19 protein-coding genes are annotated in these 17133 nt (G+C 60.5%); 16 read left to right on the top strand and 3 right to left on the bottom strand.

The genetic code is table 11. From position 1 onward, the window contains the following. The first annotated feature begins 129 nt into the window (after positions 1-129). From JFU48_RS15530 to JFU48_RS15565, 8 genes are all read left to right on the top strand, one after another. The gene (locus JFU48_RS15530; RefSeq protein WP_201136882.1) at positions 130-948 is read left to right on the top strand and encodes an SDR family oxidoreductase; all 819 of its coding nucleotides are present in this window, start codon (positions 130-132) and stop codon (positions 946-948) included. A 140-nt stretch (positions 949-1088) separates the two neighbouring features. Then, the gene (locus JFU48_RS15535) at positions 1089-2093 is read left to right on the top strand and encodes a substrate-binding domain-containing protein (RefSeq protein WP_103520734.1); all 1005 of its coding nucleotides are present in this window, start codon (positions 1089-1091) and stop codon (positions 2091-2093) included. 33 nt (positions 2094-2126) lie between these two features. After that, positions 2127-3671 carry an L-arabinose ABC transporter ATP-binding protein AraG gene (araG, locus tag JFU48_RS15540; protein ID WP_201136883.1) on the top strand — a complete coding sequence of 515 codons (1545 nt, stop codon included), beginning with the start codon at positions 2127-2129 and terminating at the stop codon, positions 3669-3671. 12 nt (positions 3672-3683) lie between these two features. Then, the gene (gene araH / locus JFU48_RS15545; RefSeq protein ID WP_045122821.1) at positions 3684-4652 is read left to right on the top strand and encodes an L-arabinose ABC transporter permease AraH; all 969 of its coding nucleotides are present in this window, start codon (positions 3684-3686) and stop codon (positions 4650-4652) included. Between the two features lie 186 nt (positions 4653-4838). Next, positions 4839-5552, top strand: coding sequence for a GntR family transcriptional regulator (locus tag JFU48_RS15550; RefSeq protein WP_045122582.1), 714 nt, complete (start codon positions 4839-4841; stop codon positions 5550-5552). Continuing rightward, complete coding sequence (locus JFU48_RS15555; RefSeq protein WP_201136884.1) at positions 5549-6547, top strand: ADP-ribosylglycohydrolase family protein; 999 nt, start codon at positions 5549-5551, stop codon at positions 6545-6547. The genes JFU48_RS15550 and JFU48_RS15555 overlap by 4 nt, the downstream gene beginning before the upstream one ends. Before the next feature lie 202 nt (positions 6548-6749). Further along, positions 6750-8216, top strand: a complete 1467-nt coding sequence (locus tag JFU48_RS15560; RefSeq protein ID WP_201136885.1) for a purine-cytosine permease family protein — start codon at positions 6750-6752, stop codon at positions 8214-8216. Beyond that, the gene (locus JFU48_RS15565) at positions 8209-9138 is read left to right on the top strand and encodes a PfkB family carbohydrate kinase (protein WP_201136886.1); all 930 of its coding nucleotides are present in this window, start codon (positions 8209-8211) and stop codon (positions 9136-9138) included. Before JFU48_RS15560 ends, JFU48_RS15565 begins: the two co-directional genes overlap by 8 nt. Positions 9139-9290: 152 nt before the next feature. On the opposite strand, the gene JFU48_RS15570 is transcribed toward JFU48_RS15565, so the two are convergent. The 3 genes from JFU48_RS15570 to JFU48_RS15580 all read right to left on the bottom strand — a co-directional run bounded on the left by JFU48_RS15570 (position 9291) and on the right by JFU48_RS15580 (position 10685). Further along, positions 9291-9545 (bottom strand): hypothetical protein, encoded by a 255-nt coding sequence (locus JFU48_RS15570; protein WP_103484720.1) that lies wholly within the window; start codon positions 9543-9545, stop codon positions 9291-9293. A gap of 44 nt (positions 9546-9589) precedes the next feature. Then, entirely contained in the window at positions 9590-9934 is a 345-nt protein-coding gene (locus tag JFU48_RS15575) for a hypothetical protein (protein ID WP_003227000.1), read from the bottom strand. A 97-nt stretch (positions 9935-10031) separates the two neighbouring features. Next, positions 10032-10685: an HD domain-containing protein gene (locus JFU48_RS15580; protein ID WP_201136887.1), complete on the bottom strand. Its 654-nt coding sequence runs from the start codon at positions 10683-10685 to the stop codon at positions 10032-10034. Positions 10686-10900: 215 nt separating this feature from the next. On the opposite strand from JFU48_RS15580, the gene JFU48_RS15585 reads away from it, so the two are divergent. The 8 genes from JFU48_RS15585 to dgoD all read left to right on the top strand — a co-directional run bounded on the left by JFU48_RS15585 (position 10901) and on the right by dgoD (position 16973). Next, a complete protein-coding gene (locus tag JFU48_RS15585) occupies positions 10901-11380 on the top strand; it encodes a GNAT family N-acetyltransferase (protein WP_003226995.1) in 480 nt (159 codons plus the stop codon). A gap of 158 nt (positions 11381-11538) precedes the next feature. Then, complete coding sequence (locus JFU48_RS15590; protein ID WP_098965004.1) at positions 11539-12201, top strand: hypothetical protein; 663 nt, start codon at positions 11539-11541, stop codon at positions 12199-12201. Then, positions 12198-12692 carry a PAAR domain-containing protein gene (locus JFU48_RS15595; RefSeq protein WP_103484718.1) on the top strand — a complete coding sequence of 165 codons (495 nt, stop codon included), beginning with the start codon at positions 12198-12200 and terminating at the stop codon, positions 12690-12692. Before JFU48_RS15590 ends, JFU48_RS15595 begins: the two co-directional genes overlap by 4 nt. A gap of 5 nt (positions 12693-12697) precedes the next feature. Further along, a complete protein-coding gene (locus JFU48_RS15600) occupies positions 12698-13432 on the top strand; it encodes a hypothetical protein (RefSeq protein WP_098965002.1) in 735 nt (244 codons plus the stop codon). Next, a complete protein-coding gene (locus JFU48_RS15605; protein ID WP_098965000.1) occupies positions 13429-13956 on the top strand; it encodes a hypothetical protein in 528 nt (175 codons plus the stop codon). The genes JFU48_RS15600 and JFU48_RS15605 overlap by 4 nt, the downstream gene beginning before the upstream one ends. A gap of 205 nt (positions 13957-14161) precedes the next feature. Further along, complete coding sequence (locus JFU48_RS15610; protein ID WP_201136888.1) at positions 14162-15151, top strand: 2-dehydro-3-deoxygalactonokinase; 990 nt, start codon at positions 14162-14164, stop codon at positions 15149-15151. Positions 15152-15170: 19 nt separating this feature from the next. Next, on the top strand, positions 15171-15791 hold the full coding sequence (locus tag JFU48_RS15615) for a 2-dehydro-3-deoxy-6-phosphogalactonate aldolase (RefSeq protein ID WP_003226992.1): 621 nt from the start codon (positions 15171-15173) through the stop codon (positions 15789-15791). 33 nt (positions 15792-15824) lie between these two features. Next, positions 15825-16973, top strand: coding sequence for a galactonate dehydratase (gene dgoD, locus JFU48_RS15620; RefSeq protein ID WP_003226991.1), 1149 nt, complete (start codon positions 15825-15827; stop codon positions 16971-16973). The last annotated feature ends 160 nt before the right edge of the window (positions 16974-17133 follow it).

A 17133-nucleotide genomic window follows, 5' to 3' on the forward strand; every position in this document is an offset into this window, starting at 1 on the left:
AGCGGAGTCAGCGTCTCGCAACGGCCCAGCGTCGCTCGCCGCGCCTGCCTGTTTTGTTTTCACAGTCTTCCAGACCGGACATCGGCAGATGCCCGGTTTTTTTGTGCTGACGAACAGGAGTCATGATCCATGGCTGAACCTCTTTCCTTGCCGCCGGTGGCCGAGCCGCCGAAGGGTGAGCGCCTGAAAAACAAAGTCGTGCTGCTGACCGGCGCCGCTCAAGGCATCGGCGAAGCCATCGTTGCCACCTTCGCCTCGCAGCAGGCCAGACTGGTGATCAGCGATATTCAGGCGGAGAAAGTCGAGAAGGTTGCCGCCCACTGGCGCGACAAGGGCTACGACGTGCAGGCGATCAAGGCCGACGTTTCGCGTCAGCAAGACCTGCACGCCATGGCCAGACTGGCGATCGAGCTGCACGGACGCATCGACGTGCTGGTCAACTGCGCCGGGGTCAACGTGTTCCGCGATCCGCTGCAAATGACCGAAGAAGACTGGCATCGCTGCTTCGCCATCGACCTGGACGGCGCCTGGTACGGTTGCAAAGCCGTGCTGCCGCAGATGATCGAGCAGGGCGTCGGCAGTATCATCAATATTGCCTCGACCCATTCCAGCCACATCATTCCCGGTTGCTTCCCGTACCCGGTGGCCAAGCACGGCTTGCTCGGACTGACCCGGGCGCTGGGCATCGAATACGCGCCGAAGGGCGTTCGGGTCAACGCTATTGCCCCGGGCTACATCGAGACACAACTGAACGTTGATTACTGGAACGGCTTTGCCGATCCGCACGCCGAGCGTCAGCGCGCATTCGATCTGCACCCGCCGAAACGCATCGGCCAGCCAATGGAAGTGGCGATGACCGCCGTGTTCCTGGCCAGCGATGAAGCGCCGTTCATCAACGCCTCGTGCATCACCATCGATGGTGGGCGCTCGGTGATGTACCACGACTGAATGAATTCGGTTTCAGGCGATGAACTCCGTCTGAAATCCAATCATCATACGATATGACTATTTTCAACAGGCTGTGCAGCAGTACGTGTCACGCCACAAACTGTTTAATTTGCTCAAAAAAAATAACAAGGAGTCAGCTTATGAAACGTCGTTTCGGGATTCGTACCCTGTGCAGTGCCGCGCTGGCGGTCACCGCGTTCAGCCTGAGCAGCTCGCTGCTGGCTGCCGACACCGTGAAAATCGGTTTTCTGGTCAAGCAGGCAGAAGAGCCGTGGTTCCAGACCGAGTGGGCCTTCGCTGAAAAAGCCGCCAAGGACAAAGGCTTCGAACTGATCAAGATCGCCGTGCCGGACGGCGAGAAAACCCTCTCGGCCATCGACAGTCTTGCGGCCAACGGCGCGAAAGGCTTCGTGATCTGCCCGCCGGACGTCTCGCTCGGCCCGGCGATCATGGCCAAAGCCAAACTCAATGACCTCAAAGTGATTGCCGTGGACGACCGCTTCGTCGACGCCAACGGCAAGTTCATGGAAGACGTGCCGTACCTCGGCATGGCGGCGTTCGAAGTCGGCCAGAAGCAGGGCAACGCGATGGTCGCCGAGGCGAAGAAGCGCAACTGGGACTGGAAAGACACCTACGCGGTGGTCAATACCTACAACGAACTCGACACCGGCAAGAAGCGCACCGACGGTTCGATGAAGGCGCTTGAAGATGCCGGCCTGCCGAAAGACCACATCCTGACCGCCGCGCTGAAAACTCTCGACGTGCCGGGCAGCATGGACGCCACCAACTCGGCGCTGGTCAAGCTGCCCAGTGCGGCGAAGAACCTGATCATCGGCGGCATGAACGACAACACCGTGCTCGGCGGCGTACGCGCTACCGAAGCCGCCGGGTTCGCTGCGGCCAACGTGATTGGCATCGGCATCAATGGCACCGACGCCATCGGCGAGCTGAAAAAGCCCAACAGCGGTTTCTTCGGTTCGATGCTGCCTAGCCCGCACATCGAAGGCTACAAGACCGCCGAGATGATGTACGAGTGGGTCACCACCGGCAAAGAGCCGCCGAAGTACACGGCGATGGACGACGTCACCCTGATCACCCGCGAGAACTTCAAGCAAGAGCTGGAAAAAATCGGCCTGTGGAATTGATGGCTGCTCGATCGGTGTGAAGAGGTGACTCAGATGCACGCGCAAGTACAGACACATGCAAGCAGCGCCGGCGGCAGCCTGCGCTTCAACGGAATCGGCAAGACCTTCCCCGGGGTCAAGGCGCTGGACGCCATCAGCTTCGTCGCTCACCCGGGGCAGGTGCACGCCTTGATGGGCGAGAACGGTGCCGGCAAATCGACTCTGCTGAAAATCCTTGGCGGCGCCTACATCCCCAGCAGTGGCGAGTTGCAGATCGGCGAGCAGACCATGGCGTTCAAGTCGACGGCCGACAGCATTGGCGGCGGCGTCGCGGTGATCCACCAGGAGCTGCACCTGGTGCCGGAAATGACCGTGGCCGAGAACCTGTTTCTCGGCCATCTACCGGCCAGTTTCGGCCTGATCAATCGCGGCCTGCTGCGCCAGAATGCCCTGGACTGCCTCAAGGGCCTGGCCGATGAAATCGATCCGCAGACCAAGGTTGGGCGCCTGTCGCTCGGTCAGCGGCAATTGGTGGAAATTGCCAAGGCGCTGTCCCGTGGCGCGCATGTGATCGCCTTCGATGAGCCGACCAGCAGCCTCTCGGCGCGCGAAATCGACCGTTTGATGGCGATCATCAGTCGCCTGCGCGATGAGGGCAAAGTGGTGCTCTACGTCTCGCATCGCATGGAAGAAGTGTTCCGCATTTGCGACGCGGTGACGGTGTTCAAGGACGGCCGTTACGTGCGCACCTTCGATGACATGAGCCAGTTGACCCACGATCAACTGGTGACCTGCATGGTCGGCCGCGACATTCAAGACATCTACGATTACCGCAGCCGTCCACGCGGCGCGGTGGCGTTGAAGGTCGATGGTTTGCTCGGCCCGGGGCTGCGTGAGCCGGTGAGTTTCGAGGCGCACAAGGGCGAGATTCTCGGCCTGTTCGGTCTGGTCGGGGCTGGGCGCACCGAGCTGTTTCGCTTGCTCAGCGGGCTGGAGCGCAACACCGCCGGACGCCTCGAATTGCGCGGTCATGAATTGAAATTGCGCTCACCGCGCGACGCGATTGCCGCCGGGATTCTGCTGTGCCCCGAGGACCGCAAAAAGGAGGGGATCATCCCGCTGGCCAGCGTCGCCGAGAACATCAACATCAGCGCGCGCGGCGCCAATGCCAGCCTCGGCTGCCTGCTGCGCGGACTGTGGGAGAAGGGCAACGCCGACAAGCAGATCAAGGCGCTGAAAGTCAAAACCCCGCACGCCGGGCAGCAGATCAAATTCCTGTCCGGCGGCAATCAGCAGAAGGCGATTCTCGGTCGCTGGCTGTCGATGCCGATGAAGGTCCTGCTGCTCGACGAGCCGACTCGCGGCATCGACATCGGCGCCAAGGCCGAGATCTACCAGATCATCCATAACCTGGCCGCCGATGGCATTTCGGTGATCGTGGTGTCCAGCGACCTGATGGAAGTCATGGGCATTTCCGACCGCATTCTGGTGCTCTGCGAAGGCGCGCTGCGCGGCGAAGTCAGCCGCGACCAGGCCAATGAATCCAACCTGCTGCAACTGGCTTTGCCGCGCCATCGCGCTGACGGCGTGGCGAACTGAGAGGTGAACATGATGACCATCCAAAACAAGGCGTTGCCGACCCCCCGCAAACCGCTGGACCTGCGGCGCTTCCTCGATGACTGGGTCATGCTGCTGGCGGCCATCGGCATCTTCCTCGCTTGCACCTTGCTGATCGACAACTTCCTTTCGCCGCTGAACATGCGCGGGCTGGGGCTGGCGATTTCCACCACCGGCATTGCCGCGTGCACCATGCTGTATTGCCTGGCGTCGGGGCATTTCGACCTGTCGGTGGGCTCGGTGATCGCCTGCGCCGGGGTGGTTGCGGCGGTGGTGATGCGCGACACCAACAGCGTGTTCCTCGGCGTCAGCGCAGCGCTGGTGATGGGCCTGATTGTCGGGCTGATTAACGGCATCGTGATTGCCAAGCTGCGGGTCAATGCGCTGATCACCACACTGGCGACCATGCAGATCGTCCGTGGCCTGGCCTACATTTTTGCCAACGGCAAAGCGGTAGGTGTGTCGCAGGAATCGTTCTTCGTGTTCGGCAACGGCCAGTTGTTCGGCGTGCCGGTGCCGATCCTGATCACCATCGTCTGCTTCCTGTTTTTCGGCTGGCTGCTGAACTACACCACCTATGGGCGCAACACCATGGCCATCGGTGGCAACCAGGAAGCGGCGTTGCTCGCCGGCGTCAACGTTGACCGGACAAAGATCATCATCTTCGCCGTGCACGGCGTGATCGGTGCGCTGGCCGGGGTGATTCTGGCGTCGCGCATGACCTCCGGGCAGCCGATGATTGGCCAGGGATTCGAGCTGACGGTGATCTCGGCGTGTGTGCTCGGCGGCGTGTCGCTGAGCGGCGGGATCGGCATGATCCGCCATGTGATTGCCGGGGTGCTGATTCTGGCGATCATCGAGAATGCGATGAACCTGAAGAACATCGATACGTTTTATCAGTATGTGATTCGCGGTTCGATTCTGCTGCTGGCGGTGGTCATCGACCGCCTCAAACAACGGTAATCACAATTCCCCTGTGGGAGCGGGCTTGCTCGCGAATGCGGTGTATCAGTCGCCGAAAATGTTGACTGACACTCCGCATTCGCGAGCAAGCCCGCTCCCACAATGGACTGCGTCATCCCCCGCCTTCTGTCTGCCCCCGCAAATTTCCCTTGCTCGTCCGCGCCCGTTTCGGTTATCACTTTGTACATGATTAGACAGGTACGATTTGACAAGAAACAACGGGTGGTCGACGAACTCGTCCGGCGCATCGAAAGCGGCCTCATGGAGGACGGCTTTCTGTTGCCCGGCGAGCATCAGTTGGCTCAGGAATTCAACGTCAGCCGTGGCACGTTGCGCGAAGCGCTGGCCGAGTTGAAGCGGCGTAATTACATCGCCACGCAAAGCGGGGTCGGCTCGATCGTCACGTTTGACGGTGTGGTGCTCGATCAGCGCAGCGGCTGGGCGCAGGCGCTGGCCGACAGCGGGGCGTTGATCAACACCGAAGTGCTGCGTCTGGAAGCCGTGACCCGGCCCGATCTGCTCTCGCGCTTCGGCACCGAGCAATTCATCACCCTCGACCGCCGCCGTCGTTCCAACGATGGCACGCTGGTGTCCCTCGAACGCTCTTTGATGCCGGCGACCGGAGGCCTGGAAAGCCTGCCGCGCGTTGGTTTGATCGACAACTCGCTGACCATCACCCTGGCCGCCTACGGCTACATCGGCGAACGCGGTGATCAGTGGATCGGCGCCGAACCGCTGAATGCCGAAGACGCCGAACTGCTCGGGCGCCCGGTCGGTACCGTTTTCCTCAAAGCCCTGCGTACCACCTACGACCGGCAGAACCGTTTCATGGAGCAGGTCGAAAGCCTGCTCGACCCGGTGCATTTCCGCCTGCACCTGCAATTTGGAGAATCGAAATGACCGCGCTCAACCGTGCCCTCGGTGCGTTTTATGGCCTGGCCCTCGGTGATGCGCTGGGCATGCCGACGCAATCGCTGAACCGCGAAACGATCAGGACCCGCTTCGGCAAAATCACTGATCTGCAGGACGCCGGTCCTCTGCAACCGATCGCCGCCAACATGCCCAAGGGTTCGATCACCGATGACACCGAACAGGCGATTCTGGTCGGCGAGTTGCTGATTGAAGGCAAGGGCCGGATCGAACCGGCAGTCCTCGCTCAACGATTGATCGAGTGGGAAGCCGAGATGCAGGCCAAGGGTTCGCAGGACCTGCTCGGGCCATCGACCAAACGCGCCATTGAAATGATCCTCGCCGGTCACTCGCCGGAGGAGGCCGGGCGTTACGGCACCACCAACGGCGCGGCCATGCGCATTACTCCGGTGGGCATCGCGGCAGACGTCGCCGATCCCGAGCGTTTCATCGAGGCCGTGGTCCAGGCCTGTCAGGTCACGCACAACACCACACTGGGAATTTCCAGCGCGGCGGCGGTGGCGGCGGTGGTCTCGGCCGGGATCAACGGTATGGACCTGGGCGAGGCGCTGAACCTCGGCCAGCAGATTGCGCAACAGGCCGAGGCACACGGGCACTGGGTCGCCGGTGGACGTATTGCTTCGCGCATCAGTTGGGCGCGAACCATCAGCGTCGACAGTGACAAGGCACTGCTGGCGGATCTGCTGTACGACGTGATCGGCACTTCGGTGGCATCGCAGGAGTCGGTGGTGGTGTCGTTCGCCCTGGCGCAGCAAGTGGCGGTCGGCGAGATGAGCGCATTCGATGCGTTGTGCATGGCCGCCAGTCTTGGCGGCGACACCGACACCATCGGAGCGATTCTTGGCGCCATGCTCGGGGCCTGCCTGGGTCTCGAGAGCTGGCCGGCACCGATGATTGCCACGGTCAAAGCGGTCAATCATCTGGAGCTTGAACCGTTGGTGCAGGGGCTGTTGGCCTTGCGTTGACCACATAACTGTGGCGAGGGAGCTTGCTCCCGCTGGGCTGCGAAGCGGCCCCAAACCCTGCCGACACACTGTGTCAGACATACCCCATTGTTTGGATTTACGACTGCTTCGCAGCCGAGCGGGAGCAAGCTCCCTCGCCACAAAAGCAAGTTTTATTGAGTCATTGCCACAACCACAATAAAGGCAAACAGGAGCACTGTTCATGAGTTCATCAAACGCCGGGCCAAGCGCCGGGCAGCTGGAAACCCGCGGTATCGAGCCGGTACCGGAAGCCGAGTGCAACGGTCATCCGCTGCAACTGTTCTGGGTCTGGTTCGCCGCCAACATTTCCATTCTCGGTCTGCCGCTGGGTGCCACGCTGGTGGCGTTTCGCGGGCTGGCGATCTGGCAGGCGATCATCGTCGCGATTGTCGGCGCCGCCGGTTCATTCGCGGTGGTCGGGATCATCTCGATTGCCGGCCGCCGTGGCCGCGCGCCGAGCCTGACCCTGTCGCGGGCGATCTTCGGCGTACGCGGCAACATCGGTCCGACGCTGGTCTCGCTGATGTCGCGGCTGGGCTGGGAAACCGTCAACACCACCACCGCCGCGTTCGTGTTGCTGTCGTTGTGCTCGATCCTGTTCGGCTCCCCGGTGGAAGCGAAAAGCGCGCCGCTGCTCACGCTGATTTTCATCGCGATTTTCGTGCTGCTGACCCTGTCGGTTTCCGGCCTCGGCCACGCCACCTTGCTGGTGATCCAGAAGTGGGCGACCTACGTGTTCGGTGCGTTGAACATTCTGGTTGGCGGCTTCCTCTGCGCCACCATCGACTGGAGCGCGGTGTTCAACGCCACCCCTGCGCCGATGAGCGCGATGATCATCGGCATCGGCACTATGGCCGCCGGCACCGGGATCGGCTGGGCCAACGCCGGCGCCGACATGTCGCGCTATCAGCACCGCAGCGTCAAGGCTGTGCGGCTGGTCGCTTCGGCGGCGTTCGGCGCGGGGATTCCGCTGGTGTTGCTGATCACCCTCGGCGGCCTGCTGTCGGTGGGCAACAACGATCTCGCCTCGGCGACTGATCCGATCGTGGCCATCCGCGACATGCTGCCGACGTGGATGGCCGTGCCGTACCTGATCACCGCATTCGGTGGCCTGCTGCTGTCGAACAACCTCTCGGTGTACTCCGCCGGTTTGACCACGCTGACCCTCGGCCTGAAGGTCAAACGCGTCTACGCGGTAGTGGTCGACATCGTGGCGATCTTCGCCGGTTCGATCTACTTCATGCTGATTGCCGACAGCTTCTACGGCCCGTTCATCACCTTCATTTCGCTGCTGGCGGTGCCGATCACCGCGTGGGTCGGGATCTTCGTCGTTGACCTGCTTCATCGTCACTACTACAGCCCCAAAGACCTGCTCGACGTCAGCCCGAGCAGCGCCTATTGGTATCGCGGCGGCATCGAGTGGCGCGCGTTCAGCGCGTGGGCGATTGCCATCGTGCTCGGCTTCAGCTTTACCACCATCGGCACCACGGCCGAGAACGTCTGGTTCAAGGGCTTTTTGTCCGACTCGTGGCTGGGCCACAACGGCCTCGGCTGGATCGTGACCTTCGTGGTGGCCGGTGGCATTTACTGGGTTCTTGGCGGGGCAAAAGATCGTCGCGCCGCGCAAGTCGAGAATGCTCATGCCTAAGATGCTGCACACCGGCCAGGTCATCATCGACCTGGTCATGGCCGTGGATCAGTTGCCGCAAATCGGTGGTGATGTGCTGGCGCAATCTGCCGCTTTTGAGGCTGGCGGCGGTTTCAACGTGATGGCCGCAGCCGTGCGCAATGGTTTGCCAGTGGTCTATCTTGGTCGCCACGGCACCGGGCGTTTTGGTGATCTGGCGCGCCAGGCGATGACCGCTGAAGGCATCCACATCGGCATCGAACAAGCTGCGCAGCGCGACACTGGATTGTGTGTGGCGCTGACCGACTCATCGGCCGAACGCAGTTTCATTTCCTACATCGGCGCCGAAGGCGAGGTGACGCAAGACGACCTGAACAGCGTGGCCGCCGAGGCGGGCGATTATGTCTACGTCAGCGGTTACAGCCTGCTGCATGCAGGCAAGGCGCAAGCCCTGCTGGAATGGACGCTGGCGCTGCCGCAGGCGATCAACGTGGTGTTCGATCCGGGGCCGTTGGTCGAGTCGCCGGACTCAGCGTTGATCCAGGCGCTGCTGCCGCGCATCGATGTGTGGACCAGCAACAGCGTCGAAGCGCTGCGCTTTACCGAGGCGACTGACATTGCTCAAGCGCTGGACCGGTTAGCGGATCATCTGCCGAAGGATGTACTGATGGTGGTGCGCGACGGGCCGCAGGGCTGCTGGATTCAGCAGCGTGGCGAGCGTCGGCATGTGCCGGGATTTGCCGTGAAAGCGCTGGACAGCAACGGGGCGGGTGATGCCCATGCCGGGGTGTTTGTCGCCGGATTGGCGCAGGGTTTGAACGCGCACGAGGCGGCGCGGCGGGCGAATGCGGCGGCGGCTTTGGCGGTGACGCGTTGGGGGCCGGCGACAGCGCCAGGGGCTGCCGAGGTGGACGCGTTTATCAGTGAGTCCTGCGGCGATTGATCTACCGCCTTCGCGAGCAAGCTCGCTCCCACATGGGATTCGCGTCGCTCACAAGTCCCCTGTAGGCGCTGCCGCAGGCTGCAATCTGTTGCTCTTGAAAGATCACATCCTGCAGCAGCTCCTACAGCACTCAACTGCTTGCGGATCTACCGTCAGCTTTCGAGCTTTCTCGCCGCTTCAACTCCAGCCGCACTTAGCTTGATCGGCAGATTCAACGAGTGTTCGCCGGCCTCGTTGCAGGTCACATGACCATGGTGGATCAGTCCGCGATCCTGCAGGGAGGCGAGGGCGCTGGCCACGACTTTCTCACCGCGATAGTTGTCCAGCACCTCTTTGCCCAGTCCGCTCGGATGGGCATGCAGCAGACGGGTGAGGACTTCTTTTTCCAGGTTTTTATCGACGTTCATGGTTACCTCTTCATGGATGTGAATAGGACGCTCGCGTCGGCGAACTACTGGCCGGACCCTTCGGAGCCCGATCCACCGGTGGTGGTTTTGGAGCCGATTCCAGCGCCCGAATTGTCAGGCGTAGCAGGGGAATCTGGCGTATTCATGCCGCCCTGGCGACCGGGATCACTGCCTTGGGTGCGCGGATCGGTGCCGGTGGCGGGTGGCTGGTTGATCAACGGCACGCCCGAGCCATCGGTGTTCATGCCGGGGGCACTGTTGATGGCGGGCGCGCGTGGCGGTGGAACCGGGTCGGTGGGGCCTGTGCCCGCTGCGGTGGTGGACGCGGCGAACACCGCTGGGCAGAGCAGGGCGCTGAATACGAGGGCAGTCAACCTTGACGAGATCATAGGGCTTCTCCAGTGATTGGAATCCTTACCTGTTGTTGGTCTGCCCTTGAATCGGATTGGTGCCTGATGAACGACGAACGGTCGAGACACAGGACTGTCAGTCGAGGCCGATTTCTTCCTTGAACTGCTCCATGAAACCCTTCAGGCGCTGATGCCGGACCTGTGCCAGACGCTGACCGGCAGCGGTCTGGAAACCATCGGCCAGGTGCAGCAGTTTGGTCTGGAAGTGGTCGAGGCAAAAGCGCGTGTCGTCGTAGTCGCGTGCTTTGGCTTCGGGGTCGACAGGGTCATACAACGCACTGCCCATGCGCCCGGCGACGTAGAAGGTGCGCGCAACGCCGAGCATGCCCAGCGAGTCGAGACGGTCGGCGTCCTGAACCAGTTTCGCTTCGAGGGTCAGCGGGGTGATGTTGGCGGAAAAACTGTGGGCTTCGATGGCGTGGGTGACGGCGCTGATTTTGCTTTCGGGCCAATCCAGATCGGCCAGCACGTTGGCGGCTTTTTCTGCGGCGAGACGCGAAGCCTGCGAGCGCAGCGGCGAGTTTTTTTCCACGGACACGCAGTCGTGCAGCAGCACGGCGGCGAGCAACACTTCCAGGTCGCCACCTTCCTCAGCCTGCAAGGTGCGCGCGGTGTGCCAGACCCGTTGCAGGTGGGCGAGGTCGTGGGCGCCGTCGTCGCCGGGTTCGAGGGCGTGGGGCAGCAGTGCTGCTGCGAGCGCCTCCACGGGCACAAAAATCTCAGTGTTCATGAGCATCCTTTCAGATTGTCGAAGTTCCCTGTGGGAGCGGGCTTGCTCGCGAAGGCATCAATCCAGTCACCATCATTGTTGTCTGTCAGACCGCTTTCGCGAGCAAGCCCGCTCCAACATTGCATTAGCGGAGCAGGATATTCTCTGTGTTGCCATGTGACGAGCGCCGTCCAGGGCCTTAGTATGGCGTTTTCCATTTCCGACAAGGCCCGTCCATGACGATCGAAATCCGCCCGGCGACCCCCAGCGATGCACCGCAAATCCTCGCCTTCATCACCGAACTGGCAGATTTCGAAAAGGCCCGCCACGAAGTCATTGCGAGTGTCACCGACATCGAGCGCAGCCTGTTCAGCGAGGGCGCTACCGCCCACGGCCTGATCTGCCTGCGTGACGGTGTGCCGATCGGTTTTGCGGTGTTCTTCTTCAGTTACTCGACGTGGCTCGGCAGCAACTGCCTGTACCTCGAAGACCTCTACATCACCCCCGAACAACGCGGCGGCGGCGCCGGCAAAACCCTGCTGCGGCATCTGGCGAAAATCGCCTGTGCCAATGACTGCGGGCGCTTCGAATGGAGCGTGCTGGACTGGAACACCCCGGCCATCGAGTTCTACAAATCCCTCGGCGCGCAACCGCAGGAAGAGTGGGTGCGCTATCGCATGGATGGCAAGGTGTTGCGCGAATTTGCCGAAGGCTGAGGAGATGATGGCAATCCGATGCTGAAGTGATTGCCGCCACCGCTCTAGTCCGGCATTCTACGCGCCATTTTTGCGCGCTCACGGACGACACCTGCAATGCTTCTGGCAAAACTTCTCCACGCCCGTGGAGCCTTCGCTGCGTCTCTGAGTGAGCGGCGATGAGCGGACTGCGGGCGTCAATGCGCCTGTATGGCCTGGTGAAAAACTCAGGCTGCTCTGACAACCCTCAGCGTCAACCGGTAGACATCCTGTGCATCGTCAATCGCACGGGCGGCAAAGCCATTCGTGCGTTTGTGTCGCGGCTCGACGCCGAACTCATGACACGCAGCGCCGGCCTGGGTGACTACCGTGTGATCGCGTTACGCCACTTCGAGCCGAATGCGTTTATCGACGCGCATCAGGGCTGGCTGACGCTGCACATCTGTTGCGGTTTCGTCGCCCCCGCCAGCCATTCGTTGCTCAAGGACGGCGCGTTGATGCCGATGGGCTGGTACGTCTATTCCGAGATCGGCCAGTGGACCGCCGAACATCATCTGGACCTCGGCGTGCAAATGGCCGATCTGCTGCAAACGGCTTACGAGCGTAATCAACTGCGCAATTACAACGCCTGGCTCAACGAGCTCGACGACGCCGCGCCGGCCGAACTGGCCTGGCAAACCGACCAAGCCTGGCGACATCTGCAAACTGCCACATCCCCCGACAGCCGTGAGCACTGCCACGCACTGTTCGACCCTGTCGACAACCGCTGGCGCTTCGCCGCGACCGACATCGACATCCATCAGCCGCACCCGGAACCTCTGAAGCAAGGAGCTTTGAATTGAGTGGTAAACCCGCCGCCCGCGTCACCGACCCGACCGCCTGCCCATTGCCAGGCCATGGCACCAACCCGATCGTTTCCGGCTCGCCCGACGTCTTCTTCGACGGCCTCGCCGCCGCGCGCATGACCGACAAATCAGCCTGTGGCAGCCCGATCACCGGCGCTGTTTCCGGCACCGTATTCATCAACGGCCTGAACGCCGCAACCCTCGACAGCACCGGTGGCCACGGCAATGTCGTGGTCGGTGGTTCGGGCACGGTGATTATTGGACAAAGTGGCGGAGGGGCAGCGTTTAGTGGGTTGTTGCCGATGCCGGTGCATTTCAATGATCGGATGCAGGTCGTTAATGAAGCCACGGGCGAACCTATTCCCGACCACCCTTATGCGATTCAGCGAGGCGATGGGCGTGTTGAGCATGGCATCACCGATGAACAGGGCTTTACCCATATGGTCAGTTCGCATTTGGCCGAAACTATTAAACTGTTCGTAGAGTGATCGAAATGGAAGTCGAAAATCCCGCACTCAACGATTGTAAAACTGAAGTGGCTGGTCATGAGTTGACCTGCAAGACTGATCAGAGCGTAAAACAGGCTGCGGTTAAAGTAAAAAAGGTTGCAGTGTTTTTTATTGGCGGTGCTGGGGATAAGGAAGAGTACTATCAAAATGAGCCGCCGCATCATAATGTGATGAATGCATGGAAGCAGTTAGAGAAGCGTCTTACTAATGAGCAGAAAGTTGAGGTGAATCTGCCATACATAAGTTACAAAGACGTTCGCGGTGAAAAAGATATTAAAAAGTACGTCGAGCGTCCTTTGAAAGGTGATAAGTCGGTCTATATTGTCGTTGTAGGTCATAGTTTGGGTGGTTGGAATGGTGCACATCTGACTTCGATTTTGAAAGAGCGCGGTTACACCGTAAAGGTATTGGTAACGCTTGATCCTGTTGGCGGTGGCACAGGTGTCTGGATGGTGTCTGATATATATTTCACGACACCGAAGCCCTCGGCAGATTATTGGGTCAATGTATTGGCTTCGCCCAAGGTGACGGATTCATCTGATAACGTTGCAAGCATGGGCGAGCGTTGGGTTATGACATCTGGGCCAGCTATCAACGAAGCGGTAGACGCCAACCATCGTCAGGCAGGTGTCATGTTTGGCGCTACGCTACAGGGTGGTAAATCGGCTTGCGATATTGTGTATGAACGTTTGAGTCAATATTTGGAATCTTCGAAATGAAGTCGTTGTTTGTTTTTCTGACACTGCTGCTGTGCAGTTCTTGCACTAAGCAACCGGTTCTTCCGGTCATTGATATTGACTTGATTTCTGTCAGTGGTGGAGATGATCACTCATCTTTAGGTATTAAGTTTGGTTCGAAAACCGATCTGTTGAATTTTTTTCAGGATGTGACCGGGGAAAGTCAGTTGGGCGAGTCTTTGTTCTGCTCGCTGGATAAGGATGTCGAGTTTAAGGATTTTGACAAGTTGACTCAGTATTTGGTGGGGGATTTTGTTGAGCTTGATAGTTCTGGATCTAAAGCGGAGCATATTTATATGGCCAAATTGTCCTCGTTTAAAAAAGAGGATGAGGGCGTATCAAATATTTTTATGCCTGCCAGTGAATTATTGCAGGTATTAGGTCAGCGTAATGTCATCTCTTGTAAGGTGTTCACTTCTGCTTATTCATTCGGTGGATATTATTCGAAGTCAATGCTCATCCCAGCAACTGACATCGTGCGTGCGATTCAAGAGAAGCGCGATTGATGGGGCTGAGAGGATTCCGGCTGCTACTGATTGCTGGTTTTTTAACGTGTCGTCCTGCCTGCACCTAAACGGACGTCGTTCAGCGTTGGACAAAATGGACTTATTTAGTCCCAAAATATGGGATGCAAAATTACATATTGAGATTTCGCGCTTGAAAGGTCTATAGTCCGTCGCACTCACTGCCAAAAACAAAACAGGTGAAGCGATGCAGGCGCAATTGATCGCGCTCGACTGGGGGACGACCTCATTACGTGCTTATAAACTCGCGGCGGGCGGGGTGGTGCTGGAGCAGCGTGCGCTGTCGTCCGGGATCATGCAGTTACCGAAGACGCCGCGAGTCATCCACGGTGGTGAATGCGCCGACGGCTTTGAACTGGCCTTCGAAGAGGCGTGCGGCGACTGGCTCGATGCGCAGCCGGATCTGCCAGTGATCGCCTGCGGGATGGTCGGCAGCGCCCAGGGCTGGCGCGAAGCGGCCTACTGCGAGACGCCGGCGAACGTCGCCAATCTCGGAAATTCCTTACAAACACTGGTCAGTCTGCGCGGCACGCGGGTACATATCGTGCCGGGGGTGATCCAGCGTTCGCGTCTGCCCAATGTGATGCGCGGCGAAGAAACTCAGGTCCTCGGCGTACTGCAGAACCTGCCGGCCGAGGCGGGCGGCGATCTGTTGATCGGTCTGCCGGGTAGCCACTCCAAGTGGGTGGAGGTGGTCGAGGGCCGCATCACTCATTTCGACACCTTCATGACCGGCGAAGTGTTCGCTGTGCTCAGTCATCACAGCATTCTGGGTCGTACCCAACAGCACGGCGCGGCTTTCGATGGCCCGGCGTTTGATCGTGGCGTGCAAGTGGCGCTGTCGGCGGACGGGGAGCTGGGCGTGCTCTCGACGCTGTTCAGTGCCCGCACGCTGGGCCTGACCGGCGAACTCGACGCCAGTGCACAACCTGACTATTTGTCCGGCCTGTTGATCGGCCATGAACTCGCGGCACTCGCCACGGCTCAGCGCCGCCGACGCAACAGCGTGCATCTGCCTTCGATCGTCCTCATCGGCAACGCGCAACTCTGCGCCCGCTACGGCCGGGCCCTCGATGCCTGCGGTTTCGCCCGGGTCACGCTGGCCGAGCAGGCCACCGAGCGCGGTCTGTGGCAACTGGCGCTGGCCGCCGGACTGCTCGATTCCTCATCCCGTTAACCCTGACTGGAGGCCTGACATGCTCAAGCAAGCACTGGCACAAAACGGTCTGATCGCGATCCTCCGTGGCCTGCATCCGCAGGAAGCCGCTGCGGTCGGAGAAGTCCTGTATGCAGCCGGATTTCGCGTCATCGAAGTACCGCTCAATTCCCCGTCGCCGTACGAAAGTATCCGCATCCTGCGTCAGACCTTGCCCGCCGATTGCCTGATCGGTGCCGGCACGGTGCTGACCCCGGAGCAGGTCGAGTTGGTGAAAGAGGCCGGCGGCCAGGTGATCGTCATGCCGCATAGCGACGCCAAGGTGCTGCGTGCGGCGAAAGCGGCGGGGCTGTACCTGTCGCCGGGTGTCGCGACACCGACCGAAGCGTTCGCGGCGCTGGAGGAGGGCGCGGACATTCTCAAGCTGTTCCCGGCCGAGCAGATGAGCCCGGCGGTGGTCAAGGCGTGGCTCGCGGTGTTGCCGTCCGGGACGGTGCTGGCGCCGGTCGGCGGGATCACCCCGGACAACATGCAAGCGTTCATCGACGCTGGCGTGAAAGGTTTCGGCCTCGGTTCCGGACTGTTCAAACCGGGCATGAGCGTTGAGCAAGTTGCCGTCAATGCCAAGGCTTACGTCGCCGCCTGGAAAGCCCTTCGCTAACCTTTCTGGCGCATCTATAAGAGAGACAAGAAGATGAAAATCACCAAACTCACCACCTTCATCGTCCCGCCGCGCTGGTGCTTCCTCAAGGTCGAAACCGATGAGGGTGTGACCGGTTGGGGCGAGCCTGTGGTTGAAGGCCGCGCGCACACCGTCGCCGCTGCCGTTGAAGAATTGTCCGACTACCTGATCGGCAAAGACCCACGCAACATCGAGGACATCTGGACCGTGCTGTACCGCGGCGGCTTCTACCGCGGCGGCGCGATCCACATGAGTGCGCTGGCCGGTATCGATCAGGCGCTGTGGGACATCAAGGGCAAGGCACTCGGCGTGTCGGTCAGCGATCTGCTCGGCGGTCAGGTGCGCGACAAGATTCGTGTGTATTCGTGGATCGGTGGCGACCGTCCGGCCGACACCGCACGCGCCGCGAAAGAGGCGGTGAGCCGCGGTTTTACCGCCGTGAAAATGAACGGCACCGAAGAGCTGCAGTTCCTCGACTCCTTCGAGAAAGTCGATCTGGCCCTGGCCAACGTCGCCGCTGTGCGCGATGCGGTCGGGCCGAACGTCGGTATCGGCGTCGACTTCCATGGCCGGGTGCACAAACCCATGGCCAAGGTGCTGATGAAGGAACTCGATCCGTACAAACTGATGTTCATCGAAGAGCCGGTGCTCAGCGAAAACTACGAAGCGCTGAAAGAGCTGGCACCGTTGACCAGCACGCCGATTGCCCTTGGCGAGCGGCTGTTCTCGCGCTGGGATTTCAAGCGGGTGCTGAGCGAAGGCTACGTCGACATCATCCAGCCGGATGCCTCGCATGCCGGCGGTATCACCGAGACCCGCAAGATCGCCAACATGGCCGAAGCCTACGACGTGGCGCTGGCGCTGCATTGCCCATTGGGGCCGATTGCGCTGGCGGCGTGCCTGCAGCTGGATGCGGTTTGCTACAACGCATTTATTCAGGAGCAGAGCCTGGGCATTCACTACAACGAGAGCAACGACTTGCTCGATTATGTGAAGGATCCACGGGTGTTCGACTACGACCAGGGCTTCGTGAAGATTCCGAACGGGCCGGGGCTGGGCATCGAGATCAATGAGGAATACGTGATCGAACGCGCGGCGGTCGGCCACCGCTGGCGCAACCCGATCTGGCGCCATGCCGATGGCAGTTTTGCCGAGTGGTGAGTCCCTTCTGACTCACCACAAATCCTTGTGGGAGGGGGCTTGCTCCCGAATGCGGCATGTCAGCTGGAGAGATGTCGACTGATACCCCGCATTCGGGAGCAAGCCCCCTCCCACAGTGTTGATCTCCATGGACGGGAGATTTGCGTCAATGACCTCAAAT

This window comes from Pseudomonas sp. TH49 (genome assembly GCF_016650625.1).
GTDB lineage: Bacteria > Pseudomonadota > Gammaproteobacteria > Pseudomonadales > Pseudomonadaceae > Aquipseudomonas > Aquipseudomonas fluorescens_H.